This window comes from Micromonospora sp. WMMD967 (genome assembly GCF_029626165.1).
GTDB classification, from domain to species: domain Bacteria; phylum Actinomycetota; class Actinomycetes; order Mycobacteriales; family Micromonosporaceae; genus Micromonospora; species Micromonospora taraxaci.
Genome location: NZ_JARUBK010000001.1, coordinates 4356381 through 4383133 on the forward strand (window position 1 = coordinate 4356381; position 26753 = coordinate 4383133).

Consider the following 26753-nt stretch of genomic DNA (forward strand, 5'->3'; position numbering starts at 1 on the left):
GCGCGACACGACACCTGGGATCCGACGTCGCGTCGCGGTGCTTGAGATCGGGGAGACCGGGGTACCGAAAGTGTCATGCCGATTGTGGGGCAAGTCGTCGGAGACCGTTACCGTCTGGTCGAGAGCATTGCCAGCGGTGGGATGGGTGACGTCTGGCGGGCGGTCGACGAAACCCTGGACCGCTGCGTCGCGGTGAAGATGCTGCAACCCCGGTTGGTCACCGACCCGGGCTTCGGCGAGCGGTTCCGCCGCGAGGCCCGCGCGATGGCGGCGCTGCGTCACCCCGGTGTCGCCCAGGTCTACGACTACGGTGAGGTGTCCGGGCCCGACGCCCCGGTCCTCGCGTACATCGTCATGGAGTGTGTGCAGGGGCAACCCCTGTCGGAGCGGATCGCCGAGGTCGGCCGGCTGGGCGTCGCCGAGACGATGTCGATCGCCGCGCAGACCGCCGGTGCGCTCCAGGCCGCACACGACGCCGGCGTCGTGCACCGGGACGTCAAGCCCAGCAACCTGATCATCGAGCCGGACGGGCACGTCGTGCTCGTCGACTTCGGTGTGGCGGTGACGCAGGAGGCGGCGAGCCTCACCGGCACGAACCAGGTCGTCGGCACCGCCCTCTACATGGCACCCGAGCAGGTCACCAGGAACGAGACCACCCCGGCGATCGACATCTACGCGCTGGGGGCCGTCGTCTACCACTGCCTCGCCGGCAGGCCCCCGCACCAGGGCGAGAACGCCGTCGCGGTGGCGCTGCGGCATCTCGAAGAGGAGCCGGCGCCGCTGCCCGAAGACGTCCCGGAGGCGGTCCAGCGGCTGGTCACCACCGCGCTGGCCAAGGACCCCGCGCGTCGCTTCCCGACGGCGGCGGCCATGGCCACTGCCGCACAGGCACTCACGGATTCGTCCGACCAGTCGCTGCGGACCGCCGTCGCAGCGCCGATCGGGACACCGGTCGAGCGCACCGAGGTCCAGCGTCCGGTCGTCGGCAGCGCGGCGAAGCGGTCGGGCGGCCCAGGGCCGAAGGTGCTCGCGGCGCTGCTCGGATCGATGGCCGCCGCAGCCGCCGTCCTGGTCTTCGCCGACCCCACCGGGCTCATGCCGGGCCGGACCGGGCAACCGTCGACGCCACCCACCGTGTCGCCGACGGTGCCGTCGCAACGCGATCCCGGCCCCGGCGCCGGCGGCGGTGACCCGGGCACCCGAGATTCTGCGGGCCTGCCGGTCAGCGCCACTGGCTCCGCGACCCCGACCCCGACGCCCGGCGGCTCGGCCGCTGCGGAAACGGACGGCCAGTCCCCGTCGCCCGGTGCGAGCACCGGGGGAGGGCCCGCGCCCACCTCGTCCGAGAGCGCCCCGACCGACCCGACGACAGCACCCACGGGCGGTACGACGGCGGCGCCGACCGAGACTTCCTCGGAGGAACCCGAGGGGGAGCCCGAGGAGGAACCGGTGGCGGACCCGACGAAGAAGCCGTCGGCGGAGGACTCCGCAGAAGAGACCTCATCGACACCGCAGGCCTAGGTACCGCAACACCCCGCCGCGCATGGCCGCGTCGCCCGTCGCCGCCCGCCCGCCGCCCGCCGCCCGTCGCCCGTTGCCCAGGATTCGCGCAACTTCCCTGATGTTGCTGCCTCCAGCGCTCGGGAGACACCAACATCCCTGATGTTGCGCGGATCTTGGCAGCGGGCGCGCTCGGCCTGGGCCGCACCGGTTGTCGTGGGTGCGACGTGGGGGGCGCGGCTGGCCGGCCTGTTGATACGACTCTGGCGTGGCGGCCGAAGCCGCCACGCCAGAGGTGTGACTCAGGAGTTGCCCAGGGTCAGCTGGTTCGGCAGCTGACCGTCGGCCAGGTCCAGTTGCCGTTGGCCATGATCGTGATGCCGAAGTTGTTGCCGTTGCCGTTCGGCCTGGCCGTCACGGTGCCGCTGGTGCCGCTGACGGAGGCGTTCCAACTGTTCTGGATGCTCTGGCCGCCGTTGAGACCGAGGCTGACCACCCAGTTGTTGGTGCCGCTGACCGCAACGTTCAGGTTGAACCGGTCACCCCACTGCTGACCGGCGGAGAGCGTCGCGTTGCAGTTGCCGGTGCCCGGGTTCCCGGTGGTGGGAGGGGTGGTCGGGTTGCCGCCGCCGCCCTCCCAGACGGTGATGTCGGAGCTGCCCTGGCTCTGGTAGCCCTCGGTGGCCATGATCTGGTAAGCGTGGTTGCTGCCGAGGTTCAGGCCGGCGCGGGCCCAGGCGTCGAAGTGGTTGGCGGTGGTGATGGTGCCGCTCGACCGCTTCTGCTGGCGGACGCTCCAGTACTGGTAGAACGTCTGGTTGCCATCGATCGACGGGGCGTTGACGCGCTGGCTGCGCAGGATGTCGTACGTGCCGCCGTCGGTGGTGACGGTGCCCATGCGGGTGGCGCCGCTGCTCGGGTTGTAGCTACCGAAGTTCTCCACCACGTAGTACTCGATGAGCGGGTTGCGCGTCCATCCGTACAGGGCGAGGTAGGTGTTGTTGTTGCCCGGGTTGTAGGTGCCCGAGTAGCTGACCGTCCGCCGGTTGCCGGTGGCCCAGCCCTTGCCGCCGACCCAGTTGTTGGTGCTGCGGTCCCAGCTGCTGGAGTAGCGACCGTCGGCACGCAGCGTCATGCTGGCGTTGCCGCTGTCCTTCCAGAACGAGAAGTAGTACCCGTTGTGGGTGCCGGTGAGGTTCGAGGTGAGCGTCCGGTCCGCCTCGGCGTACGCGTTGGTGGCCGTCATCGTGCCGGCGACGGCCACGACGGCGGCGCACGCGGCGCCGAGGAGCAGCCGTAGCCGGCCGCGCCTCTGTGGTGCGATGGGGATGTGGCTGGTGTCGCTCATGTGGGTGTTTCCTCCTCGTGACGGCTGGCGGGGGGCCAGCAATGCGGCACGTCTCGGCTGGCTGCCGGTGGTCGGGTGGCGGCCACTGTCGTCGTACCGCGTGGTGGTGGTTGACCGGTCGTCCTGCACGACGAGCGGAGGAGTGGATCGCGGTATCCGGTGCACGACGGCGATTGAATGCCGTCGATGGGGACCGTATTAACCTGGCTGTCGCCTTGTCAACAATTTCCGGAAACATCGCGGTAGGGCGGCGACGGCCGGCGGGTTGTCGCAGGGTGACGTCTCGCCAGGTCAGTAGTCGATCAGAGCCGTCCGGAAGCCGTAATGATCGTTCTGGAAGCGCGGGTGACGGGCCGAAAACTTCCGAACACTTTCCGGACCGAAATCATCCGATGATCGGCGTCGGGTCAGGAGCGGGGACGGGTCAGCTGGACCGGCCGGCGTTGAGCCGCGCGGCCTGGCGGGTCAGGTGGTCACGCTCGGCGAGGTTGGGCGCCTTCCGGGCCGCCTCGGCGTACAACAGCGCCGCCGACGCCACATCGCCGTCGCGTTCGTGCAGGTACGCCGCCACCGCCGCGTAGCGGGGCAGGGATTCGTCCAGCGCCGCGAGCGCCGCGAGGCCGGCCCGCGCGCCGTCGGCCTCGCCGACGGCCACCGCGCGGTTGAGCCGGACGACAGGACTGTCGGTCAGGCGGGCGAGTTCGTCGTACCACTCGACGATCTGCACCCAGTCGGTCTCCTCGGCGGCGGGAGCGTCCGCGTGCAGTGCCGCGATGGCGGCCTGGGCCTGGAACTCACCCAGCCGGTCGCGGGCGAGAGCCGTCTGGAGGATCGTGACGCCCTCGGCGATCGACTCGGTGTCCCACCGACTGCGGTCCTGTTCCGCCAGGGGCACCAGGCTGCCGTCGGGTGCGGTGCGGGCGGCGCGCCGGGCGTGGTGGAGCAGCATGAGGGCGAGCAGTCCGGCCACCTCGGGATGGTCGATCGCCGACTGGAGCTGCCGGGTCAGCCGGATGGCCTCGGCGGCGAGGTCGACGTCGCCGGAGTAGCCCTCGTTGAAGACCAGGTAGAGGACGCGCAGCACTGTCGCGACGTCGCCGGGCTGGTCGAACCGCACCCCGGAGACGGTGCGCTTCGCCCGGCTGATGCGCTGGGCCATGGTCGCCTCGGGGACCAGGTAGGCGTGCGCGATCTGCCGGGTGGTCAGACCTCCGACCGCGCGCAGCGTGAGCGCGACCGCCGACGACGGCGTCAGCGACGGGTGGGCGCACAGGAAGTAGAGCCACAGCGTGTCGTCCACCGCCGACGCGGGCCCCGGTGCCGGTTCCTCGTCCACGGCGTCCTCACGTCGGCGGCGCGCCGCGTCCGCCCGGGTCGCGTCGAGGAACCGGCGCCAGGCCACGGTGACCAGCCAGCCCTTCGGGTCCCGCGGCGGGTCGGCCGGCCAGACGCGAACCGCCTCGACCAGCGCGTCCTGCACGGCGTCCTCGGCCGCCGCGAAGTCGACCCCGCGGCGGACGAGGATGCCGAGCACGCTCGGGGTGAGGCCCCGGAGCACTGACTCGTTCACTCGGTGATGGTGGGCGGCTCGGTCAGGAACGGGCGCAGTTCGAGCCACTCGTGGATCGGCTTCCCGCCCGCTCCCGGGGCTGCCGACAACTCCCCGGCCAGCTCGACGGCGCGCTCGTAGCTGTCGACGTCGATCACCATCCAGCCGGCGATCAGGTCCTTGGTCTCGGCGAACGGGCCGTCGGTGACCGGCGGGCGACCCTCGCCGTCGTACCTGACGAACGTCCCGGTGGGGGCGAGGGCCTGACCGTCGACGAACTCACCGCTCTCCTCGAGGCGCGCGGCGAAGTCGCGCATGTACTGCATGTGGGCCGAGACCTCCGCCGGCGCCCACTGGTCCATCGGCACGTCGTTGACCGCCTTGGGGCCGCCGCGGTAGTGCTTGAGCAGCAGGTACTTGGCCATCGTGGTTCTCCTTGACGCTGGTGTGCGACCCGTCGTGGTCGCGTTCACCCCGGGGACGAAGCCGGGTGTCGGTTCTCGACATGGCCGTCCGGATTATTTCTACTATCGCGGAGGACCTGGGTGAATTCTTCGCCACGGCGGCGCGCGAACCCGGGCCAAAACTTGATTGGTTCCAGAAAAGTGGGCTAGTGTTCGGCAAGTGATGTCCGACTTCGAGGCGCAACTGCGGGCCGCCTCGCTGCGGGTGACCCGGCCTCGATTGGCGGTGCTCGCGGCGTTGCGCGACCACCCGCACGTCGGCACCGACGCCGTGATCGCGCTGGTGCGGGCGGATCATCCGACGATCTCCCACCAAGCGGTGTACGACGTGCTGCGCGTACTCACCGACGCCGGTCTGGTGCGGCGCATCCAGCCGGCCGGCGCGACCGCCCGCTACGAGTCCCGGGTCGCGGACAACCACCACCATGTCGTCTGCCGCACCTGCGGCGTGATCGCCGACGTCGACTGCGCCGTCGGGCACGCCCCCTGTCTCACCGCCCCGGTCGACCACGGGTTCGTGGTCGACGAGGCGGAGGTCGTCTACTGGGGCATCTGCCCCGACTGCGCGACCGCCCGTACGCCCCAGAGATCCGCAAGCTCGGAAGGAAGTTCATGAGCGACACCCAGGACAACCGCCCCACCAGTGCACAGGGTGTGGACCAGAAGGCAGCGGCCGGCTGCCCGGTGGCGCACGACTCGGTGACCGCGCACGGCAGCGAGAGCGAGAACCCGGCGATCGACTCGCCGACCCCGAAGACCGGCGGCCGTCCGCGCACCAACCGGGACTGGTGGCCCAACCAGCTCGACCTCTCGGTGTTGCACGCCCACTCGTCGAAGGGCAACCCGCTGGGGGCGGACTTCAGCTACGCCAAGGAGTTCGCGAAGCTCGACGTCGAGGCCCTCAAGCGGGACATCGTCGAGGTGCTCACCACCTCGCAGGACTGGTGGCCGGCCGACTTCGGCCACTACGGCGGCCTGATGATCCGGATGAGCTGGCACGCCGCCGGCACGTACCGCATCGAGGACGGTCGCGGTGGCGCCGGCGACGGTGGCCAGCGTTTCGCCCCGCTGAACAGCTGGCCGGACAACGCCAACCTGGACAAGGCCCGTCGGCTGCTCTGGCCGGTCAAGCAGAAGTACGGCCAGAAGATCTCCTGGGCCGACCTGCTCGTGCTGGCCGGCAACGTGGCCCTGGAGTCGATGGGCTTCAAGACCTTCGGCTTCGGCTTCGGCCGTGAGGACGTCTGGGAGCCCGAGGAGATCTTCTGGGGTCCCGAGGACACCTGGCTCGGCGACGAGCGGTACGCCTCCGAGAAGGAGATGACGCCGGGCGTCGGCTCGACCGAGATGGGTCTGATCTACGTCAACCCGGAGGGCCCCCGCGGCAACGCGGACCCGCTCGCGGCGGCGCACTTCATCCGGGAGACCTTCGGCCGGATGGCGATGAACGACGAGGAGACCGTCGCGCTCATCGCCGGTGGTCACACCTTCGGCAAGACCCACGGTGCCGGCGTCGCCGACAACCACGTGGGCCCCGAGCCCGAGGGTGCCCCGCTGGAGGCGCAGGGTCTGGGCTGGCTGAGCACCCACGGCAGTGGCAAGGGCGGTGACACGATCACCAGTGGTCTCGAGGTGACCTGGACCGACGTGCCGACGCAGTGGAGCAACCGCTTCTTCGAGATCCTGTTCGGCTACGAGTGGGAGCTCACCACGAGCCCCGGCGGCGCCAAGCAGTGGGTGGCCAAGGACGCCGAGGCGATCATCCCGGACCCGTTCGACCCGGCGAAGAAGTACAAGCCCACGATGCTCACGACCGACCTGTCGCTGCGCGTCGACCCGGCGTACGAGAAGATCTCGCGCCGCTTCCTGGAGAACCCGGACGAGTTCGCGCTGGCGTTCGCCAAGGCGTGGTACAAGCTGTTGCACCGCGACATGGGCCCGATCGAGCGTTTCCTGGGTCCGTGGGTGGCCGAGCCGCAGCTCTGGCAGGATCCGGTGCCCGCCGTCGACCACGAGCTGGTCGGTGACGCCGATGTCGCCGCGCTCAAGGCGAAGGTCCTGGAGTCCGGTCTGACGACCGCTCAGCTGGTCTCCACCGCCTGGGCGTCCGCCGCGAGCTTCCGGCACACCGACAAGCGCGGTGGCGCGAACGGCGCCCGGATCCGCCTCGAGCCGCAGCGCAACTGGGAGGTCAACCAGCCCGAGCAGCTGGCGACCGTCCTGGGCGTCCTGGAGGGCATCCAGCGGGAGTTCAACGAGGCCGGCGGCGCGAAGATCTCGCTGGCCGACCTCATCGTGCTGGCCGGTTCGGCCGCCGTCGAGAAGGCGGCGCGGGACGCCGGCGTCGAGGTGACGGTGCCGTTCCGTGCGGGTCGTACGGACGCGACCCAGGAGCAGACCGACGTCGAGTCGTTCCGCGTCATGGAGCCGCGCGCCGACGGTTTCCGCAACTACCTGCGTCCGGGTGAGAAGACCCAGCCGGAGGTGCTGCTGATCGACCGCGCGTACATGCTCAACCTGTCCGCGCCGGAGATGACCGTCCTGGTCGGCGGTCTGCGCTCCCTCGGTGCCAACACCGGTGGCGCCCAGCACGGTGTCCTCACCGACCGGCCGGGCCTGCTCACCAACGACTTCTTCGCGAACCTGCTGTCCCCGGGCACCCGGTGGAGCGCGTCGAAGTCCGAGGAGCACGTGTACGAGATCCGCGATCTGGCGACCGACGAGGTGAAGTGGACCGCCACGGCGGTCGACCTCATCTTCGGTTCCAACTCGCAGCTGCGTGCCCTCGCCGAGGTCTACGCCAGCGAGGACGCCCGGGCCAAGTTCGTGGCCGACTTCGTGGCCGCCTGGACGAAGGTCATGGAGCTCGACCGGTTCGACATCGCCTGACAGCTCGACACGACGAGCCCCGGCCGATCCACTGCGATCGGCCGGGGCTCTTTGGCATCCGGCCGTCGGTCATGTTGGCGGATCGGATACCCCAGGGGGTATGGTTGGGCCCAGGAGGTGCCGATGAAGCTTCGACCGGAGATGACCTCGGATGCGCTGACCAGGCTCAAGCGGGCGCGTGGGCAGCTCAACGCGGTTATCGAGATGATGGAAAACGGTCAGGACTGCCGCGAGGCGCTGACCCAGCTCGCAGCGGTGTCGAAGGCGATCGACCGCGCGGGCTTCAAGATCATTGCGTCGGGGATGCGGCACTGCGGGGCCGCGCGTGACCGTGGCGACGAGCCGGAGATGACCGAGGAGGAGCTCGAGAAGCTCTTCCTCGCCCTCGCCTGAGACGACCGAGCCCTGCCGTCCGAATCGGGCGGCAGGGCTCGTCGAGGCGGATCCTTGCCATATCCGTGGGGCCGTCGCGCCCGGAGGTGCGTCCGGGCCGTGTGGTCGGGGCGCCGCCCCCGCGTCGGTGCGGCCCGAGCTTGCAGCTCGCCGACGACGCCTTCCGCATGGACTGACGACGGCGTGGACGGGTAACGATCCAGGTGCAGAACCAGGCGGCAGTGTGTCGTCTACATACCCCCCGGGGTATCTACGAAAGGAGTGCGGAACATGCCAGTCGAGGTTTCCGTCGTCGCGACGTCCTCCCTCGGTGATCGCAGCTACCTGGCGTCGGACGGGCAGGTCGCGATCGTTGTCGACCCTCAGCGCGACGTCGACCGGATGCTGTACCTCGCGGGGGAGAAGGGTGTCCGCATCACCCACGTCCTGGAGACACACCTGCACAACGACTACGTGTCCGGCGGGTTGGAACTCGCCCGGATCACCGGCGCGCACTACCTGGTGGCCGCCGCCGACGAGGTTGGATTCGAGCGGACGTCGGTCGCCGACGGCGACCAGGTGGCCGTCTCCGACTCCCTCCGCCTGCGGGTGATCGCCACGCCGGGTCACACCTTCCACCACCTGTCGTACGTCGTCGACGTGGCCACCGACGCCGGTTGGGAGGCAGTCGGGGTCTTCACCGGTGGGTCGCTGCTGTTCGGCACGACGGGCCGTACCGACCTGCTGGGCCAGCGCCACGCCCACGAGTTGGCCCTGCACCAGCACACGTCGGCGAAACGGTTGGCGGATCTGCTTCCCGACGGTGCGCAGGTGTGGCCGACGCACGGGTTCGGCAGCTTCTGCTCGGCCAGTCAGTCGGACGCGCCGGAGTCGACGATCGGCCGGGAGCGGGAGAAGAACCCCGTCCTGCGACTGGCCGCCGACGACTTCGTCACCGAGACCCTCGACGGCCTCGACGCCTATCCGGCGTACTACGCCCACATGGGGGTGGCGAACGTCGCCGGTCCGGCCCCGGTCGACCTCACGCCGGTCAACCGCGCGGACGCCGCCGAGCTACGCGAGCGGATGGCCGAGGGGGAGTGGGTGGTGGACCTGCGGCACCGCAAGGCGTACGCCGCCTCGCACCTGGCCGGCACGGTCAGTCTCGGTCTGGATGGCCCGATGGCCACCTGGCTCGGTTGGCTGATCGAGTGGGGGGTGCCGATCACCCTGCTCGCCGAGACACCGCAGCAGGTCGCCGACGCCCAACGCGAACTGGTCCGCATCGGTGTCGACCGCCCCGCCGCACAGGCCACCGGCGACGCCGGGCAGTGGGCGACTGATCCCGGTCAGCTGCGGGAGTTGCGGATGGCGGACTTCGTTGCCCTGGCCGCGGCTCGGGAGGGCGACGTCCCAGCCGGTCTGCCCAGCGCGGACGTGATTCTCGACGTGCGGCTGGCCAACGAATGGCGGGCCGGTCACATCGACGGCGCGGTGCACATCCCGCTGCCCGACCTGCCCCGGCGGCTGGCCGACGTACCGGCCGGTGCCGTGTGGGTGCACTGCGGCTCCGGCTACCGGGCCACCGCTGCCGCCTCTGTCCTGGCGAACGCCGGCCGCGAGGTGGTCGTCGTCGACGACGCGTTCGGCCAGGCCCCAGCCGCAGGCCTGAAGACGGTCGGCGACGCCTGATCTGAACAGTCCGTACCACCGGTCGGCGCCACCACCGCCGGCCCGCATCCCCCTGCCATGACAGCTGGCAGCTCATCCAGGAAAGAGAGAAATGAGTACTTCCGACACCACGCGTCCGGCCCCGCTCGAGGCCACCGCTCTTCGCGAGCTGATCGAATCCGGTCGTGCCCCCCGCGTGCTGGATGTGCGTACCCCGGCGGAGTTCGAGTCGTCGCACATCCCCGGCTCCTACAACGTGCCGCTCGACCTGCTCAGGGAACACCGCCGGGAGTTGCGTGACCAGCTGGACGAGGACGACGTTCTGGTCTGCCGCTCCGGTGTCCGCGCCACCCATGCCCAGCAGGCCTTGGCCGGGGTCGGCCTGTCGGACCTGAGGGTCCTCGACGGCGGCATCATGTCCTGGCAGGCGGCCGACGCGCCGATCACGCGAGGCGTTCCCCGCTGGGACCTCGAACGTCAGGTCCGCCTCGTGGCCGGCTCGATCGTGCTGGTCAGCGTCCTCGCATCGGTGTTCGTGCCGCAGCTCAAGTGGGCGGCCGCGTTCATCGGCGCCGGTCTCACAGTCGCCGCCGTCACCAACACCTGCGCCATGGGGCTGATGCTCAGCAAGCTGCCCTACAACCGGGGTGCCGGCTGTGACCTGGACAGGGTCGTCGGCCAGCTGCGCGGGAGCGCCACGGAGCGGGCATGACAGCGACGCTGGCGCTGACCGTCGGGCTGGCCGTGCTGATCGGGGTCAGCCTCGGGCTGTTGGGCGGCGGCGGTTCGATCCTCGCCGTACCGCTGCTGGTCTATGTCGCCGACCTGCCGGCGAAGGAGGCCATCGCGACATCGCTGCTCGTCGTCGGTGCCACCAGCGTGGTGGGCGTCATTCCGCACGCCCGCGCCCACCGGGTGCGCTGGCGCACCGGCCTGATCTTCGGTCTCGCCGGTATGACCGGCGCCTACGCCGGTGGTCGACTGGCCGGGCTCATCCCCGGCGGCGTCCTGCTCACCGGGTTCGCAGTGATGATGCTGGCCACCGCGGTCGCGATGATCCGCGGCCGCCGCGACGCCGACGGCAGGGCGGCGCCGCACGAGCTGCCGGTGCCGCGGGTGATCCTCGACGGTGTGGTGGTCGGACTGGTGACCGGCCTGGTCGGCGCGGGCGGTGGCTTCCTGGTGGTGCCGGCCCTGGCGCTCCTCGGTGGCCTGCCGATGTCGGTCGCGGTCGGCACCTCGCTGGTGGTCATCGCCATGAAGTCCTTCGCCGGCCTGGCCGGCTATCTGTCCACTGTGCAGATCGACTGGGGCCTGGCGGCTGCGGTCACCGCCGCCGCCATCGCGGGCAGCCTCGCCGGCGGACGACTCACCGCTCGGATTCCCGCGGACATCCTGCGCAAGGCGTTCGGCTGGTTCGTCGTGGTGATGGGAGTCTTCGTCCTCGGCCAGCAACTGCCCGACGACCTGCGGACCAGACCGCTGCTCTGGGCCGGTGTCGGCGTCGTCGCCGCGATCACCGTGACGGTGGCCGTCTGGCACGGTAGGGAGTGCGCGAACCGACCGGATCGTCGGCCCGCCACTGACCGCCGGCCGGATTGAGTGTGTAACGGCCCGACCGGGGCCGTAACGACTCGTGCGCTGTTCATCCCCTGGTCGGCCTGGTGCCACAGCCGTCCGCGTGGATGTCATCCGGATGTCATCTCGCCAGTAACGAATCCCACCGATGATTTTTTTGTCTGCATGATCGGCTGGCGGACGGGCCGGTTCATGGCAAGGTGTTGATCTGCCCGGGCGCGGGCACGCACCTAGTCACGCAGGGAGTCATCGTGGCCCATCCCGACCTGCAGACCGACGATGTGGACCAGGGCAGCGGCGATCCCGCGATTCCCCGGCAGCGGGGCGAGGATGGCGCGGCGCGGCAGGCGCTCCCCATGCGCGCGGTCGGAGAGGACGCCACCGAGGCGGGCGCGGCCTGGCGTCCACTGCGCATCGCGATGATCGGCCAGAAGGGAATGCCGGCCACCTACGGCGGCATCGAACGGCACGTCGAGGAGATGGCCAGCCGGCTGGCCGGCTTCGGGCACGAGGTCACCGTCTACTGCCGCCGGAGCTACGGGAAGATGCCGGCCAAGCACTACCGGGGCGTACGCCTGCGCGAGGTGCACACCATCGCGAGCAAGCACCTCGACGCTATCGTGCACGCGGCCACCTCGACCGCGGCGGCGATGACCGGACGGCCCGACATCGTGCACTACCACGGACTCGGGCCGGCCCTGGTCGCCCCGGTGCCCCGCTGGTTCTCCCGCTCGGGCGTGGTGTTGACAGTGCACGGGTTGGACAACCAGCGGGCCAAGTGGGGGCTGGCCGCACGGACGGTGCTGGGCAGCGCCCACTGGCTCAGCGGCTACGTCCCGCACCAGCGGGTCGCCGTCTCCCGAGGGCTCGCCACCCACTACGAGACCCGGTTCGGCCGGCCCACAACCTACATCCCGAACGGCGTCAACCCGGCTCGGCGGGCGTCGACCCGGCAGATCGAGGCCCGCTTCGGGCTGGCCCCCGGAGGCTACCTGCTGCTGGTCGGTCGGCTGGTCCCGGAGAAGGCCGCCGACCTGCTGATCCGGGCCTTCCGGCGGCTCGACACCGGAATCCGGCTGGCGATCGTCGGCGGGTCGTCGTTCACCGACGACTACGTTGACCAGCTGCACCGTGCCGCCGAAGGGGACGACCGGATCGTCTTCACCGGGTTCGCCTACGGCGACCTCCTCGCCGAGCTGTACGCCAACGCCGCCGGCTTCGTCCAGCCGTCCCGCCTCGAAGGGCTGCCGTTGACGCTGCTGGAGGCGGCCGCGTACGGACTTCCCGTGGTCGCGAGCGACATCGCACCACACGTGGAGGTGCTGGAGTCGGACGCCGCTGGAGGCCGGTTGTTCCGCGACGGCGACGAGGACGACCTGGTCCGGGTGCTGACCGCGCTGCTCGGGGACCTGGCGGGGGAGCGGGCCGGCGCGAAGGCGCTGGGTGACCGGGTCACCGAGAGGTACAGCTGGGACACCGCCGCCCACGAGTTGGAGCGCCTCTACTTCAGCCTGCTCCCGGTGACGCGTAGGCGGTCCAGGGCGCGACCGCCGGCCCGCACCGACTGACCGTACGGTCCGTTCGCCGGCGCGATCTCGGGTCAGCCTGGCGGGGGACCGACACGTCGGTGCAACGGCCCCTTCTGCCGGTGAGGTGACGGGGCTAGATTGAACCGATCTTGTGCCGGGAGGACATCGGTTGGCCGCGCCCGGCAGCGGCCGGGCATCGTCGATTCGGTTCAGTGGGATCAGTGGGACAACACACGCAGCAGGTGGTCGATGCGGAACTACCCGGTCACTCGCCGGGCGGCGGGACTCCGCCGATGAGCAACCGGGTGGACACGACCCGCCTGCTCACCGGCGCGGCGGCGCTGGCCGCCGCCGTCGTGGCGGTGGTCGCGGGAGTGTCGATGGCGGCCGGTGACCGTAGGGGCATGGTGTTGCCACTCGCGGCGGTCGCGGGCGTCGCGGTGGCCGTCCTCGCGCTGACCCGCTTCTCCGGGTACGTGCTGCTGATGCTCGCGGTCCGCTCCTGCGTCGACCTTTTCAAGCTCACCGGACCGAGTGCCGGCCAGGCCGACTCCACCGGCGCCGCCCGGGTGGTGGACCCGTCCACACTGCTCGCGGTGCTGTTCCTCCTCGCCGCCGGGCTCTGGTTGGCCGCTCAGCTCAGCCGGCACGGGCGGTTGCGCGGCTCGCCGCTGGGGTGGGCCATGTTGCTCGTCGGGGCCAGCAGCGTGGTGAGCGCGCTCGGCGCGACACGGCCGGCGAACAGCCTGTTGGAGGCGCTGCGGATCCTCACCGTTGTGGTGATGTTCGTGGTGCTGGAACAACTGATGCCGAACACCGCGGCGATCCGTCGGATCCTGCTCGCCTGCTACGTCTCGCTGGTGCTGTCGCTCGGTTACACGGTCGTCCTGTCGCTGCTCGGCAACCCGCCGGCCGAGGTGAAGGGCGACTTCACCCGGATCAGTGGCACGTTCAGCCAGTCGACCACGTTCGGTCGCTACCTGATGTTCATGGTGATCTTCGGCTTCGCGGTGTACCGCTTCCTGGGTCGTCGCCTGCGGGTGACCCTCGGCGTGCTGCTCGGGTTCTCGTTGCTGTTCCTGTTGCTGACCAACACCCGCAGCGCCCTGCTCGGCGCGGCGATCGGTCTGGTCGTGGTCGCCGTGCTGCACCGCAGCAAGCGGATGCTGGTCACCCTCTGCGTGGTGGCCGTCGCCGGGGTGGCCCTGGTGCCCGCCGTCGGCGAGAGGTTCGCCCAACTCGGCAGCTCACGCGCTGTCGGCGGGGATCCCACCGGGAACACCCTGGCGTGGCGGATCGGCTACTGGACCGAGATCGTCACGCTGGCCGACCGTAATCCGGTCACCGGCATCGGGCCGAACATGACCCAGCGCGAGACCGACGAGGCGAAGAAGCCGCACAACGACTTCCTCCGGGCGTACGTCGAGACCGGCTTGCTCGGCCTCGGGGCGTACCTGATGATGCTTGTCGCCATCGTGCACACCGCGCGTCGGGCGCTGCGGCGGGCGCCGCCGGGCAGCTTCGAGCGCGGCGTCGCTGTCGGTTTCACCGGTTGCGCCGTCGCGTTCGTGGCGGTCAGCGCGGCGTCCAACGTCATTTCCAATGTGGTTACGCTCTGGTATTTCGTCGCGTTCGCCGCGGCGGCCAGTGCGATCGCCCGCCGCCCGGCTCCGAAGGTGGCCGGCGAGCAGCCGCGAAGCACGTCTGTCCCGGTCTGAGTGAACGACAGCATTGGGGAAAATGTGGAGATCGTCGACTACCTGCGGGTCGCCCGACGGCGCCTCTGGGTACTCGTGGGGGTGCCGCTGGTCGCCACCGGCGCGGCGGCCGGCATCGTCCTGCTCGCGCCACAGCAGTACAGCGGCACCGCCTACGTGGCGGCGCCGGCGCTGGTGGGCGGGGCGGCCGGTACGCAGTACACCGGCACGCAGGCGGCGAACCAGTTCGTCGCGGCCTTCGGCGCGGCGGTCACCTCACCCCGGGTCCTCGCCGACGTGGCCGGTGACACCGGGGTGACGCCGGAGCGGCTGCGCGACGGCCTCGCCGTCACCCAGGTCGGCGCGAGCAGCCAACTGGAGGTGACGTACACCGCCGGCGACCGGGCGACCGTCGCGCCGGTGCTGGGCGCGACCACCACCCGGGCGCTCGCCTTCCTGTTCTCCTCCCAGGTCGGCATCGCCACCAGCGAGGTCGAGGCGGCCAACGCCGACGTCACCGCGGCCACCAAGGCGATCGGTGATTGGGAGAAGGCCAACAAGGTCTCCCAGCCGGACCGGATCTACCAGGCGACGCTGGGTGAGCTGACCAGCCTGCGGCAGCAGCAACTCTCCATGCAGGCGGTCGGCAACAGCCGGGGTACGGCCGCGGCGGCCGCCGCGATCACCGCCGCGCAGAAGAAACTCGACGAGCTGGGGCCGAAACTTCCCGACTACCAGGCGCTGCTCGCCCAGCGGGACGCGGCGACCGGCGCGCTGTCGCAGGCCCGGGAGGGGTTACAGGCGGCCCGGGCCCAGGCCCAGGCCGCCGATCCGAAGCAGGTGACCAGCATCGGCGAGACACACGACGTGAGTCGGATGGCCGAGCTGGTGCGTACCGCCCTGCCGGTGGGAGGCGCGGGTCTGCTGCTCGGGGTGCTGCTGGTCGGCGTCCTCGAACTGCTCTCGCGGGCACGCCTGACCGGTCGCCCGACCACCACGCCGACCCCGAGCGGCCCGCCGCCGGCCGAGCCGCTGGTGCCGGCACAGACCGTGCCCGCGGGACGGTCGTGACCGCCCGGGAACGGGCCGCCAGGTGCGCGGCGAGCTGACCGGCCGGCCACCGGCCCCGCCGGAGGCCGGCGACCAGCAGGTACGCGGCATGGCGCGCGGAGGCATGCTGAACCTGGCGAGCGCGGTGCTCAGCCAGGTGGCGCTCTTCCTGGTCATGCTGTTGCTGGCCCGCGTGCTGGGCGTACGCGAGCTGGGCCGGTACGCCCAGGTCTACGCCGTGCTGTCGTTGCTCGGGCTGCTGTCGCTGTCCGGTTTCCGCGCCGGGCTGACCCGGTTCGTGGCGGTGCACCTCGCCGACGACGACCCGGCCGCGCTGCGGGGCGCGATCCGCCTCGGGATCGGCATCTCGGTCGTGGCGTCCACCGTCATCGCCGTCGGTCTGGCGGTCGGCGCGCCGTGGCTCGCCGGGGCGCTGCACGACCCGCAGCTCAGCACCGGTCTGCGGTTGGTCGCGCTGTGCCTGCCCGCCTCGACCGTCTGCGAGGCCGCCCTCGCGGCCACCCGGGGCTGGCGTACCCAACGGGCCTACGCGCTCATCGGCCAGGTCTACGAACCGGCGGCCCGGCTGGTGCTCACCGCGGTGGCGCTCGCCGTGGGCGCGGGCCTGACCGGCGCGTTCTGGGCCCTGGTGGTGGCCAGCTGGAGCGCCGCCGGGTTCGCTCTCGTGGCGCTCGCCCGGATGATCCGCCGGGTGCCGGCCGCCCGGCCCGCGTACCGGCCGGGAGAGCTGTTCCGCTTCTCCACTGTCAGCTGGGTCTCCTCGCTCTCCTCGACCGGGCTGATCTGGGTGGACGCGTTGCTGCTCGGGTTCTTCGACTACGGGCCCGACGCGATCGGCGTCTACCACGTGGCGACCCGGCTGGTGACGATCGCGGTGTTCGTGCTCGCACCGGTCAACGCCTCGTTCGGCCCGCACCTGGCGCACCTCTACCACCAGGGTCGGCTGGACGAGGTCCGCCGGATCTACCGGGTCGCCACCGGCTGGGTGCTGCGACTGTCGCTGCCGGCGTTCGTGGCGTTGCTGGTCTTCCCGGAGCAGTTGCTGCGCCTGGTCGGTGGGCCCGGTCTGGCCGGCGGCGCGGCGGTCACTGTCGTGCTGGCGCTCGGCCAGCTCGTCAACGCCGCCACCGGGCCGTGCGGGACGCTGCTGAACATGTCGGGCCGGGTCGCGGTCAACATGGTCGACAACCTCGCCGCCCTGGTGCTCAACGTGCTGCTCAACCTGTGGCTCATCCCGGCGTACGGGATCCTCGGCGCGGCGGTGGCCTGGGCGGTCTCGTTGGCCGCGGTGAACGTCGCCCGGGTCTGGCAGGTGCGCGCGCAGGTGCACACGGTGCCGGTGACGTCCGGCATGCTCAAGGGGCTGTTCGCCGCGGTGTTCGCGGTGGTCGTCGGGTTCGGTGTGCGGTGGCTGGTCGAGGGCTGGGTCACGCAGCTCACCGTCGGTCTGACCGCGATCGTGGGGGCGTACTGCGCCGGGGTGCTCGCCCTCGGGCTCAGTCGGGAGGACGTCATGGTGCTGCGTTCGGTGACCCGTCGGGGCGGCCGACGCGCCGCCCTGGCCCGCGGTTCCGCCGCGAAGGTCGGCTCGTGAGCGCGTCCGGTCGACGTCAGGTCACCGACCACCTGCGCCGGGGTGTGCGCGCGACGCGGGCGTGGGGACGCGCCGCGCGGCCGGGCGAGCCCGGCCCGCTGCCCGACTTCCTGGTGATCGGTGGTCAACGCTGCGGCACCACCTCGCTGTACCACCACCTCGCCGCGCATCCCCGGGTACGGGTCGCCACCGGCAAGGAGTTGCAGTACTTCAGCGTCCACCATGGTCGGGGTCTGCGCTGGTACCGGGGGCACTTCCCGCGCCTCGCCCCGGACGAGCGCACGTTCGAGGCGAGCCCCTACTACCTGTTCCATCCGGAGGTGCCGTCCCGGGTCGCGGCGGCCCTGCCGCAGGCCCGCTTCGTCGCCCTGCTGCGGGACCCGGTGCAGCGGGCCTACTCGCACTACCTGCACACCCGCTCGTACGGCCTCGAACCGCTGACCTTCGCCGACGCGCTCGACGCCGAGGAGGAGCGGCTCGCTCGGGCCACGAGCGTCGGCCCGGACACCCGCGCCGCACACCGGGCGTTACGCAACCACTCGTACGCCGCCCGAGGTCGCTACGCCGAGCAGGTGCAGCGGTGGTTCGCGCACGTCCCCCGGGAACGGATCCACGTCGCCCGGACCGAGGACCTGCACGCCGACCCGGCGGGCACGTACCGCGCGATCCTGGACTTCCTCGACCTGCCGGCCTTCACACCCGAGGCGTTCACCCGGCACACCCGCCGCGTCGACGAGGGCGCCTCGCAGCTCACCCCGCAGCTGCGGGAGCGGCTGTCCGCGTACTTCGCACCGCACAACGCCCGCCTGGCCGCCCTGCTCGACTGGCCCGACCCCTGGCCCGACTAACGCACGGCACCGGCCGATCGACGGCGGTGACCGTCGGTCACCTCCGCCGGGTTGAAGGCGGCATTGAGCGGTATACCTCAAAGTCATAAATATGACTCTGAGGTATGCCGCTATTCGGCACATCGACAGGGGTCAGCGAGCGCCGCCGGAGGCAGGTCGAGAAACAAGTCGGCTAGCGCAGGTCGGCGAGGATCCGGTCGACCGGCTGGTCGGCGCGCAGCAGCACGGGTACGTCGGTCACCGTGGTGCCACCACCCCCGGCCGCCCGCAGCGGTGCACCCACCGCACCGGTCTGCCCACCCCGTGCCGCCGGCACTGTCACCGGTGCGTTCGACGCCGACCAGAGCACCAGCGTGCTCGACCCGCCGCGCACGAAGGCCACCCCGTACAGCTTGTTCGCCACCGAGGCCGGCAGCGGGGTGACGGTGGCGCCCCGGGCCGCGTCGGCCAGGCTCGCCAACATCCGGCCGGCTTCCCGTTCGGTGCCGTCCGGGTCGAGCAGGCCGTAGCGGACCTCGCTGCCGGCCGCGTTGTTCGGGTTGTACGCCAACGGCAACCAACTGATCTCGCCGATCCCGCCGGCGGCCAGCAGGGTGACCGTCTTGACCATCTCGGCGGCCCGGCCGGCCGGGTCACCGTCGCCGTCACGCCAGAACTGACCGACCTCCCACGCCTGGATCGGCATGCCGGCAGGCGTCGTCGTACGCAGGTAGTCCAGCAGTGGCGCGACACCGCTGAAGTGCTCGTAGAAGTGCACCTGCCGGACGTCGACGGTGCGGTCGGCCAGCAGTGACTCGGTGGCGGCCAGGAACCGCAGGCTGCGGCTGTTGGTCTCGGTGGCGAGCGCCTTGACGAGTTGCTCCGCCCCGGTGACCGCGGGGATCTGCTGGCCCCTGGTGCCGACGCGGCGCTGGAAGTACGCCTGGTAGGCGGCGATGGCCTCGGGCACCCGATCGGCGCGTACCAGCCGGTCGGCGACCCCCATGCCGTACGCGACGCTGCTGATGCCGGAGTCGACCACCCGCGCCTGTGGGTCGGTCGCGCGGATCGTCTCGGCGGCGGCCTTGACGAGCCGTACGTAGTCCTCGGGGCTGCCGGCCCAGTAACTCGGCGCGTTGACTTCGTTCTCGATGGCGTACTCGCGCACCCCGTACGGGCCGTACCGTTGCACCACCGAGCGGACGAACCGCTGGTACGCGGCGAGGTCGGTGGGCATCGCCGACTCGGTCTTGTTCGCCGCCCCCCGGGTGTAGCGCGCGGTGCCACCGGTCGCCCAGCACACCCCGGTACGGATCTTCAGGTGCAGTGTGATGCCCAACTCCCGGCTGCGGGTGGCGATCTCGTCCAGCCCGGTCCAGTCCGGCTGGCCCGAGGTGCGCTCGATCTCGCACCAGGAGATCTCCTCGTAGGTCGCCGACCCGGCGATCCGCCGCAGGTACGGCGCGAACTGCTGGTAGCGCGACCAGTCCCAGTGCGCGCCGAACGGGTTGCTCACCCCGTCGACGGCGCCTCCCGGAGCGGGCGTGGCCGATGGGGTGCCCGCCCCCGGTGTGGGCGCCGGCGGATCGTCGCGGCGGGCGGTGCAACCGGCGGTGACCAGGAGCGCGGCGACGAGGGCCGTGGCGAGCGCGCCCAGCCGGCGAGGGCTGTTCACCGGTAGCCGAGGGCGCGCAGGGTCGGACCGGAGAAGACCCAGACCAACAGGCGGAGGAACGGGTCGAGCTCACGGCGGTAGGTGCCGACCCGGGAGCCGTAGATCGGTTCGGTCACGCTCGCGGCGGCCCGCCGTTTCTCCGCCTCGGTGGTGTACTTCTGCGCCACGTCGTGCTGCTTGCTGTCGTAGTCGAGGATGCCGTCCTCCCACGGTTCGCCGAGGAACTCGAAGAGACCCCGCATCGTCTTCTCCGGCTCGGTCACCGCCTGCTCGTACCGCAGCTCGTAGTAGCGGTCCGGGGGCAGGGTGGCGCCGACGGCCCGCGCGGCGCGGATGTAGCGCGGCCACTTCACCACGCACTTGACGGCGGACCAGTAGCCGAACCGTTTGCGGTGCGAGACCACGACGTCGCGGCCGTCCCGGATGAGGTGCACGATCTGGGCGTCCGGGAAGACCTCGGTGACGAAGTCGAGTGACATCGCGTACAGCGGGGTCTTGTCGGCCCACCGGGTCTTGCCCCGCGCGGCGGCATAGTCGGCGTGGACGCCGCCGAAGAAGTCCCGGATCCGGCGTAGCCAGTCCTCGCGGGGGAACCCGAAGCGGGCCAACCGTTCCCAGTCCCGCCCGACGATCCGTCGCAGGTCGGGCAGGAACCGGGTCTCCGGGCCGCAGCTGATGCTGGAGTGGGAGTCCAGGACGAGGCGCACCATCGTCGTGCCGGAGCGTTGACATCCGACCAGGAAGATCGGTGCGGTACTGGTCACTGGTTCAGCCACGGTCGGCCGCCTTCGTCTCGGACCGGGCGTCGGCCGCGCACCTGTCGAGCCGGTCGGTCAGCTCGTCGCAGAGAGCCCGCACGCGCCTGTCGATCGGTAACTGCTGGTGGCCCGCTGTGCCGTCGTGGAATCGGCGCGGAGCGATGTGCGCGTGCAGCCCCGGCCGGTAGGGGAAGTCGAGGAACGCGCACAGCCGCCGCAGCTGCGCCTCCGGCTCCGCGACGACCGTGTCGTAGCGGCAGAGCAGCACGTCGGCGCGCTGGTCCAGGCCGAGCTGGAAGACGAGCGAGTTGCGGACGTACCAGAAGAGGGCCGCGCCGCTGTGCGGGTCCAACCTCTGTGGGTCGTGCGCCCGGATCAGCTCGACGGCGTCGGCGTCGAGGCGCTGCCCCTGCCACCGCCGGCCGATGCTGCCGTCGGCGATGGCGCGCAGCGCCCGCAGGTTGGCGTCACCGAACTTGGCGACCTCGGAGCGGGCCCGGTCGTCGACGTCGCGGTAGACCCAGAGCGCGCGGCCGGGCGTCGACCCCGGCAGGGCCAGCAACTCGTCCACGCGGTGGCTCTCGCAGAGGGGCTTGACCAGGACGTACGCGTGCCGGCTGCGCTGGATCGCGGCGGTCAGCACCGCGTCCGGGCGCAGCTGGAAGCGGTGGAAGAGGGTGCTGTCGTTCTCGTTGCGGACCTCTACCTCGGGGGCCGCGTCGAGGCCACGGACCAGCATGTTCGTGCCGGATCGTTGCAGACCGACCAGGTAGACCGGCATCGCCGAGCCGGGCGCCCGGCCGGCCCGCTGCCGCCAGCGTCGTTTTGCCAGTGCGGTGCGGACCCGCTCGACGGGGTCGAGGCGGTCCTCCTCGACCAGCCGCCCGATCCCCTCGGTGCGCGCCCAGCGCAGATGCCGCCTGATCCGGCGCGCGGTGTACGCGACTGTGGAGATCTCGTCGTCGGCTGCCACGGTCCTCCTCGGTCGGGCGCCGGTCCGGCGCGCTGGGAAACGGGGACGACCGGCGGCGCAGCCAGGCTATCCGGAGATCATGGAGGGAAGCCAGGGCGCGGGCCGCACGGGCATACGAAGATCAACCGTTCAGGTACATGCCATAGGTGAACTGGACTCGTAGACCCGCCCTGCATACGGTGGGCCCTGGCCGGGGCGGGCAGACCCCGGTCGTCACCTCCGGGCCTGGTTCGCCCGATCGACGTGAGCAGGCCGAGTCGATGCGCGTGCTGCATGTGAACAAGTTCCTCTACCGCCGTGGCGGCGCGGAGGGTTACCTGCTCGACCTCGCCGACCTGCAGCGGGCGGCGGGGGACACGGTCGCCTACTTCGGCATGAGCCACCCGGAGAACGAGTCGCCGCTCCCGTACGAGCAGCGGTTTCCGACCGAAGTGGAGCTGGAGCCGGCGCCGAGCGGGCTCCGACCGCGCGCGACGGCCGTCGGTCGGATGCTGTGGTCACCGACGAGCCGCCGGGGCCTGGCTCAGGTGATCGACGACTTCCACCCGGACGTGCTGCACCTGCACAACATCTACCATCAGCTCTCGCCGTCGGTGCTCGCGGCGGCGCGGTCGGCCGGCGTGCCGTGCGTGTTGACCCTGCACGACTACAAGCTCGCCTGCCCGAGCTACCAACTGCTGGATCGGGGCCGCCCCTGCCAGGCCTGCGTCACCGGAGGCCCCCTGCAGGCGGCCCGCCGCCGCTGCAAGGACGGATCGCTGTCGCGCAGTGGCCTGCTCGCCGTCGAGTCGTGGTTGCACCGGCAGTTCGACGCGTACGACCCGGTGCAGGTCTTCGTCAGCCCGAGCGAGTTCCTGGCCGACGTGATGCGTCGCGCCGGCGTGTACCCGGACCGGCTGCGGGTGGTGAACCACTTCGTCGACCTGGGCGGCATCGCCACCAAGCAGACGCCCGGCGGCGGTGTCGTCTTCGCCGGCCGGCTGGCTGCGGAGAAGGGCGTCGACGTGCTGGTCGAGGCGGTGGCCGCACTGCCGGACGGAGTCGCCGTCGACGTCGCCGGGGACGGCCCGGCCCGACCCGACCTGGAGGCGCTCGCCGCGCGCCGCGCGCCCGGCCGGATCCGGTTCCACGGCCGCCTGGACAAGCCGCGCCTGCACGAGCTGATCCGGTCGGCAGCGGTGGTCGCCGTTCCCTCACGGTGGCACGAGAACCAGCCGATGGCGGTGCTGGAGGCGTTCGCCTGCGGTGTCCCGGTGGTCGCCAGCGACCTCGGTGGTCTCCCCGAGCTGGTGGACCCCACAGTGGACGGCAGCATCGTCGGGGCGGACCGGCCCACCGACCTCGCCGCCGCGCTGAACGCGCTGCTGGCCGACCCCGAACGGGCGTACCGGATGGGGCAGGCCGGCCGGGCGAAGGTCGCCCGACAGTTCGCCCCCGACCTGCACCTGGCCCGGATCCGCGCGCTCTACGCGGAGGCCGCCGAGGCGCTGCCGACCCGGCGACGCGTAGGCCGCGCGACGGCCGGTGGGGGAGCGGCTCGGTGAGCGCGGTCCGAGTGCTCTACCTCGCCGGCAGCGGTCGCAGCGGCAGCACGCTGATCACCACCGTCCTGGGGCAGGTCCCGGGCTTCTTCGCCGCGGGTGAGCTGCGCTACCTGTGGCGGCGGGGCATCCTGGAGAACCGGCAGTGCGGCTGCGGGGTGCCGTTGGCCGACTGCCCGCTGTGGACGCGGGTGCGCGCCGACCTGGCCGGAGCCGACCCGGCCGGGATCGCCGACCGGCTGGCCGGGCGGCTGCGGATGCGCGGGTTGCCCGCACTGCTGCGCCGACGGCGTCGCGGTCGACGGCCGGTCCCGGCTCACACCGACGACACCCACCTGGCCCGGCTGTACGCCTCGATCGCCGAACACGCCCTCGCCGACCGGCCCGGCGGGGTCATCGTCGACTCCTCCAAGCTGCCTCCGTACGGCGCTCTGCTGGGCTCCCTGCCCGGCATCGACCTGTACGTCCTGCACGTGGTCCGCGACCCGCGGGCCACCGCCTACTCCTGGCGTCGGCGACGCCCACTGGACGGGCGCGCGGACGACCGGTTGATGAGCCGGCCACCGGTCTGGAAGGCCGCGGTGCTCTGGCTGGTGTGGAACACCGCCACCGTCCGACTGTGGGGCCGCCGGCCCGCGGACGGCCGTTACCTGCGGGTGCGGTACGAGGACTTCGTCGCCGACCCGGCCGGCACCACCGCACGGATCGTCCGGTTCGCCGGCGCGACAGCGGACGACCTGCCCTTCCCGGCACCGGGCACGGCACGACTGGCACCCACCCACTCGGTTGCCGGCAACCCCTCGCGGCACCGCACCGGGCTGGTCCCCGTGGTCGCCGACACCGAGTGGCTGACCGGGCTGTCCACCCGCGCGTACGCGGTGGTCACCGGGCTGACCGGGCTGGCCCTGTCCCGGTTCGGCTACCCGTTGCGCCGCCGGACGGTCACGCCTCCCGCCGCCACGTCCCGTCCGGAGCCGGCCGTTCCCTCGTCACCCGCTACCCGGCAGGAAGGCTGAACGATGCTCTCACTGGTGGTGGGCACCGGTCGCTGCGGCTCGACCCTGGTCCAGGAGTTGCTCTCCCGGCATCCCGCTGTCGGTTTCGTCTCCGGCCTCGACGACAAGCTCGCCCGGCTCAACCTCAAGGGCCGGTTCAACGGGACGCTCTACCGGCGTTCGGCACCCCGCCCGGCGGGCATGACCTCGCTGCGACACAGCCGACGGTTGCTGGAGCGGGGGCGGCTGCGGGTGGCGCCGTCGGAGGCGTACCACCTGCTCGACAGGCAGGTGCTCGGTGGCTTCTCCCGCCCGTGCCGGGACCTGGTGGCCGAGGACCTGACGCCGTTCGTGGCCCGCCGGCTGCGGACCTTCTTCGACGAGCGGATCGCCCGCCAGGGCTGCCAGCACCTGGTGCAGCACGTCACCGGTTGGCCGCGCACCGGCCTGCTGCACGCCGCGTACCCGGACCTGCGGGTCGTCAACGTGGTGCGCGACGGCCGGGCGGTGGCCAACTCCTGGCTCCAGATGGGCTGGTGGGACGGCTGGCGGGGCCCCGACAACTGGATCTTCGGCCCGCTCCCGTCGGACCTGCGGGAGGAGTGGTTCGAGTCGGGCCGGTCCTTCCAGGTCCTCGCCGCGCTCGGCTGGAAGATGCTGATGGAGGCGTTCGCGCAGGCCCGCCTGCGTCATCCCGCCGAGCAGTGGCTCGACGTGCGCTACGAGGACCTGGTCGAGCAGCCCCGCGAACAGGTCGGCCGGATGCTCGACTTCCTGGGGCTGCACTGGTCGCCAGCGTTCGAGAAGGGATTCTCCCGGTACGACTTCCCGGCGGGCCGGGCTGCGGCGTACCGCGACGAACTCAGTCCGGCGCAGCTCGCCGCTATCGAACGGTCGCTGGAGAAGCCACTTGCCGAGTGGGGCTACCCGGTCTAGGACCTACGGCACGCTGCAGGAGTAGAGCAGCACAGTCAGCATGCCGATCGTGCCGGTGACCGGTGTCGACGTCCACCCTCCGGGGCCGTTCGCGACCAGTTGGAAGGTGCCGCTTCCGACGCTGAGCAACGCGCCGGGCACAGTGACCGAGGTGGCCGTGGCGGCGAGAGTGCCGCCGCCGGAGAAGCCGCCCGACAGCGACCAGGTGAAGCCGCTGCGGGTGAGCCCGCCGACGGGCAGGCTCCAGGTGAATGTCGGCGGGGTGGCCAGGCCTGCTGTGCACTGAAGATTGGTCGGTGGGCTGACCGTGCCGGCCTGCAGGGAACCGGTCCCGTACTCGGTGTCGGTCCACGCCGCCATCGTTGACTGTGCTGGTGGGAGTACGACCACAGTGCCGGTGAGCAGCAGGGCGACAGCACCCGCGAGCCGGCGCCGCCGAACACGGCGGGTCTTCTCCCGCGCTGGCGCATCCGGGATCCACGGGAGCGTCACTGTTGCTCGACTCTGGCCCGGTGTCTGCGGGTGGCGAGGATGAGCAGCAGCCCGGCGAGGAGCACCCCGGCGCCGGCGAGCACCGGTGTCCACAGGTTGGTGCCGGTACGGGGAAGCGGGCCGACAGTGCCTCCCGTCGATGCCCGGTCGCCGAATCCGGTCGCGGTGAGGACCAGATCCGCCGATCCCGAGACGGCGGATCTGGCGAGCAGGCCGGCGGTGACGAGCACCCACCGTTGCTGGTCGGCGCGCATCGCGCTGATGGTGACCGGGTGTGCGGCCAGCCTCGCGGCGGGGCCGTAGGCGAGGACCTGCTCCGCCTGGCCGCTCGGGCAGGCACCCCGCACCCACCGCATGGCGCAGACGGCGACCATGACCTGGAGTCCGTCCGGATCGACGGCGAGTGGTCCCAGCGCCGACAGGGCGATGCTCACCGCGCCCGGCTGCCGCGTATGTGCCGTGACGCCCACCTGCCACGGCACCGGCTCGTCCGGCGCGAGGTTCGTCATCCGATCCTGGTCGCCGATCGAGATCAGGGTGAGGTACTGGCTCCGAATGACGTCTTCGGACGTGTCCGCGCGTGCCTGACCGGGCGTCGCCAGGACGGCCGCGGTGACGCCCGGCAGCACAGCCGCCAGAACGAACATGCGCCTCAGGATCGAGTCGTCGTGCGCCGCCGTGCGGCTCGGCGGGGTGTCGACCCCGGTACCTGGGCCCGCGTTGTCCGGCCCCGATGAGCCCGGTCCACGGCGAGGCGACGCTCCGCGACGCCGGGTCGGCGGCTCTCCGCCACGTGGCCAGAACGCCCAGGTGACGATCCCGGCGGTCCCGATCGTGATGGCGCTCATCGCGTACACGTTGGACACGCTGCGCACCGCGTAGCCGAGCCGGGGCACCGACCACTCGACGAGCCGTACGGTGGTCACCGCGTACGGCGCGGCGTCGTTGGCCTGGTTCGCGTCCCCGCGCAGGGTGAGCAGGCGGGAGGGTCCGCCGCCGTTGGCGACGTCGACGACGCGGTGGGTGATCGGCGGCAGTGGCGTGCGATCGACGGTGACGACGTCTCCCACGCTCACCTCGGACGCGGGAATCTCCCGTACCACGGCCAGTGATCCGGCCGGGATGGTCGGGCTCATCGATCCGGTCTTGAACAGGATGAGCGTGATGTCGAAGAAGAACGCCAGCGGGACGAGGACGACGCACACCGTCCCGCCGACGGCGAGCACGGTCAGCACCAGGTCGCCGACCCGGCCGAGGCGGCTCTGCCGTCGACGCGCGCGTCCCACCATGTGAA

At 71.5% G+C, this 26753-nt stretch carries 24 protein-coding genes; 16 read left to right on the forward strand and 8 right to left on the reverse strand.

Going from position 1 to position 26753, the window contains the following annotated elements; translation table 11 throughout:
* Window positions 1-75: 75 nt before the first annotated feature.
* Complete coding sequence (locus tag O7631_RS19515) at window positions 76-1521, forward strand: serine/threonine-protein kinase (protein WP_278145532.1); 1446 nt, start codon at window positions 76-78, stop codon at window positions 1519-1521.
* Between the two features lie 298 nt (window positions 1522-1819).
* Here the strand turns inward: O7631_RS19515 and O7631_RS19520 are convergent, their stop codons facing one another.
* The 3 genes from O7631_RS19520 to O7631_RS19530 form a co-directional block, all read right to left on the reverse strand.
* Entirely contained in the window at window positions 1820-2848 is a 1029-nt protein-coding gene (locus O7631_RS19520; protein WP_278145533.1) for a glycoside hydrolase family 11 protein, read from the reverse strand.
* 424 nt (window positions 2849-3272) lie between these two features.
* Window positions 3273-4418 carry a DUF6596 domain-containing protein gene (locus tag O7631_RS19525; protein WP_278145534.1) on the reverse strand — a complete coding sequence of 382 codons (1146 nt, stop codon included), beginning with the start codon at window positions 4416-4418 and terminating at the stop codon, window positions 3273-3275.
* On the reverse strand, window positions 4415-4822 hold the full coding sequence (locus O7631_RS19530) for a YciI family protein (protein ID WP_278145535.1): 408 nt from the start codon (window positions 4820-4822) through the stop codon (window positions 4415-4417). Before O7631_RS19530 ends, O7631_RS19525 begins: the two co-directional genes overlap by 4 nt.
* Window positions 4823-4887: 65 nt before the next feature.
* Here O7631_RS19530 and O7631_RS19535 point away from each other — a divergent pair, with 65 nt between their 5' ends.
* The 12 genes from O7631_RS19535 to O7631_RS19590 all read left to right on the forward strand — a co-directional run bounded on the left by O7631_RS19535 (window position 4888) and on the right by O7631_RS19590 (window position 18110).
* Window positions 4888-5025 carry a hypothetical protein gene (locus tag O7631_RS19535; RefSeq protein ID WP_278145536.1) on the forward strand — a complete coding sequence of 46 codons (138 nt, stop codon included), beginning with the start codon at window positions 4888-4890 and terminating at the stop codon, window positions 5023-5025.
* Window positions 5022-5477: a Fur family transcriptional regulator gene (locus O7631_RS19540; RefSeq protein ID WP_269458271.1), complete on the forward strand. Its 456-nt coding sequence runs from the start codon at window positions 5022-5024 to the stop codon at window positions 5475-5477. The genes O7631_RS19535 and O7631_RS19540 overlap by 4 nt, the downstream gene beginning before the upstream one ends.
* Window positions 5474-7750 (forward strand): catalase/peroxidase HPI, encoded by a 2277-nt coding sequence (katG, locus tag O7631_RS19545; protein WP_278145537.1) that lies wholly within the window; start codon window positions 5474-5476, stop codon window positions 7748-7750. Before O7631_RS19540 ends, katG begins: the two co-directional genes overlap by 4 nt.
* Before the next feature lie 123 nt (window positions 7751-7873).
* Window positions 7874-8143 (forward strand): metal-sensitive transcriptional regulator, encoded by a 270-nt coding sequence (locus O7631_RS19550; protein ID WP_278145538.1) that lies wholly within the window; start codon window positions 7874-7876, stop codon window positions 8141-8143.
* 270 nt (window positions 8144-8413) lie between these two features.
* The gene (locus O7631_RS19555; protein WP_278145539.1) at window positions 8414-9814 is read left to right on the forward strand and encodes an MBL fold metallo-hydrolase; all 1401 of its coding nucleotides are present in this window, start codon (window positions 8414-8416) and stop codon (window positions 9812-9814) included.
* 91 nt (window positions 9815-9905) lie between these two features.
* Window positions 9906-10505 carry a rhodanese-like domain-containing protein gene (locus O7631_RS19560; RefSeq protein WP_278145540.1) on the forward strand — a complete coding sequence of 200 codons (600 nt, stop codon included), beginning with the start codon at window positions 9906-9908 and terminating at the stop codon, window positions 10503-10505.
* Window positions 10502-11395: a sulfite exporter TauE/SafE family protein gene (locus O7631_RS19565; RefSeq protein ID WP_347403515.1), complete on the forward strand. Its 894-nt coding sequence runs from the start codon at window positions 10502-10504 to the stop codon at window positions 11393-11395. Before O7631_RS19560 ends, O7631_RS19565 begins: the two co-directional genes overlap by 4 nt.
* A 227-nt stretch (window positions 11396-11622) precedes the next feature.
* A complete protein-coding gene (locus O7631_RS19570) occupies window positions 11623-12939 on the forward strand; it encodes a glycosyltransferase family 4 protein (RefSeq protein ID WP_278145541.1) in 1317 nt (438 codons plus the stop codon).
* A gap of 254 nt (window positions 12940-13193) precedes the next feature.
* Window positions 13194-14618, forward strand: a complete 1425-nt coding sequence (locus O7631_RS19575; protein WP_278145542.1) for an O-antigen ligase family protein — start codon at window positions 13194-13196, stop codon at window positions 14616-14618.
* Window positions 14619-15668 carry a Wzz/FepE/Etk N-terminal domain-containing protein gene (locus O7631_RS19580; protein ID WP_278145543.1) on the forward strand — a complete coding sequence of 350 codons (1050 nt, stop codon included), beginning with the start codon at window positions 14619-14621 and terminating at the stop codon, window positions 15666-15668.
* Window positions 15669-15690: 22 nt separating this feature from the next.
* Window positions 15691-17262: a flippase gene (locus O7631_RS19585; RefSeq protein WP_278145544.1), complete on the forward strand. Its 1572-nt coding sequence runs from the start codon at window positions 15691-15693 to the stop codon at window positions 17260-17262.
* Window positions 17259-18110 (forward strand): sulfotransferase, encoded by an 852-nt coding sequence (locus O7631_RS19590; RefSeq protein WP_278145545.1) that lies wholly within the window; start codon window positions 17259-17261, stop codon window positions 18108-18110. The genes O7631_RS19585 and O7631_RS19590 overlap by 4 nt, the downstream gene beginning before the upstream one ends.
* Window positions 18111-18282: 172 nt before the next feature.
* Here the strand turns inward: O7631_RS19590 and O7631_RS19595 are convergent, their stop codons facing one another.
* From O7631_RS19595 to O7631_RS19605, 3 genes are read right to left on the reverse strand one after another with little or no spacing between them, the layout of a single operon-like run.
* Window positions 18283-19764, reverse strand: a complete 1482-nt coding sequence (locus O7631_RS19595; RefSeq protein ID WP_278145546.1) for a hypothetical protein — start codon at window positions 19762-19764, stop codon at window positions 18283-18285.
* The gene (locus tag O7631_RS19600; protein ID WP_278145547.1) at window positions 19761-20540 is read right to left on the reverse strand and encodes a sulfotransferase; all 780 of its coding nucleotides are present in this window, start codon (window positions 20538-20540) and stop codon (window positions 19761-19763) included. Before O7631_RS19600 ends, O7631_RS19595 begins: the two co-directional genes overlap by 4 nt.
* Entirely contained in the window at window positions 20533-21495 is a 963-nt protein-coding gene (locus O7631_RS19605; RefSeq protein ID WP_278145548.1) for a hypothetical protein, read from the reverse strand. Before O7631_RS19605 ends, O7631_RS19600 begins: the two co-directional genes overlap by 8 nt.
* A gap of 260 nt (window positions 21496-21755) precedes the next feature.
* Between O7631_RS19605 and O7631_RS19610 the strand changes: the two genes are divergently transcribed.
* The 3 genes from O7631_RS19610 to O7631_RS19620 are packed head-to-tail and all read left to right on the forward strand — an operon-like array spanning window position 21756 to window position 24967.
* Window positions 21756-23039, forward strand: coding sequence for a glycosyltransferase (locus O7631_RS19610; protein WP_278145549.1), 1284 nt, complete (start codon window positions 21756-21758; stop codon window positions 23037-23039).
* Window positions 23036-24052: a sulfotransferase gene (locus tag O7631_RS19615; RefSeq protein ID WP_278145550.1), complete on the forward strand. Its 1017-nt coding sequence runs from the start codon at window positions 23036-23038 to the stop codon at window positions 24050-24052. Before O7631_RS19610 ends, O7631_RS19615 begins: the two co-directional genes overlap by 4 nt.
* Before the next feature lie 3 nt (window positions 24053-24055).
* Window positions 24056-24967 carry a sulfotransferase gene (locus O7631_RS19620; protein WP_278145551.1) on the forward strand — a complete coding sequence of 304 codons (912 nt, stop codon included), beginning with the start codon at window positions 24056-24058 and terminating at the stop codon, window positions 24965-24967.
* Window positions 24968-24970: 3 nt separating this feature from the next.
* Here the strand turns inward: O7631_RS19620 and O7631_RS19625 are convergent, their stop codons facing one another.
* Both O7631_RS19625 and O7631_RS19630 read right to left on the reverse strand, forming a co-directional pair.
* The gene (locus tag O7631_RS19625; RefSeq protein WP_278145552.1) at window positions 24971-25459 is read right to left on the reverse strand and encodes a hypothetical protein; all 489 of its coding nucleotides are present in this window, start codon (window positions 25457-25459) and stop codon (window positions 24971-24973) included.
* Window positions 25456-26748, reverse strand: a complete 1293-nt coding sequence (locus O7631_RS19630; protein ID WP_278145553.1) for a signal peptidase I — start codon at window positions 26746-26748, stop codon at window positions 25456-25458. The genes O7631_RS19625 and O7631_RS19630 overlap by 4 nt, the downstream gene beginning before the upstream one ends.
* Window positions 26749-26753: the final 5 nt, after the last annotated feature.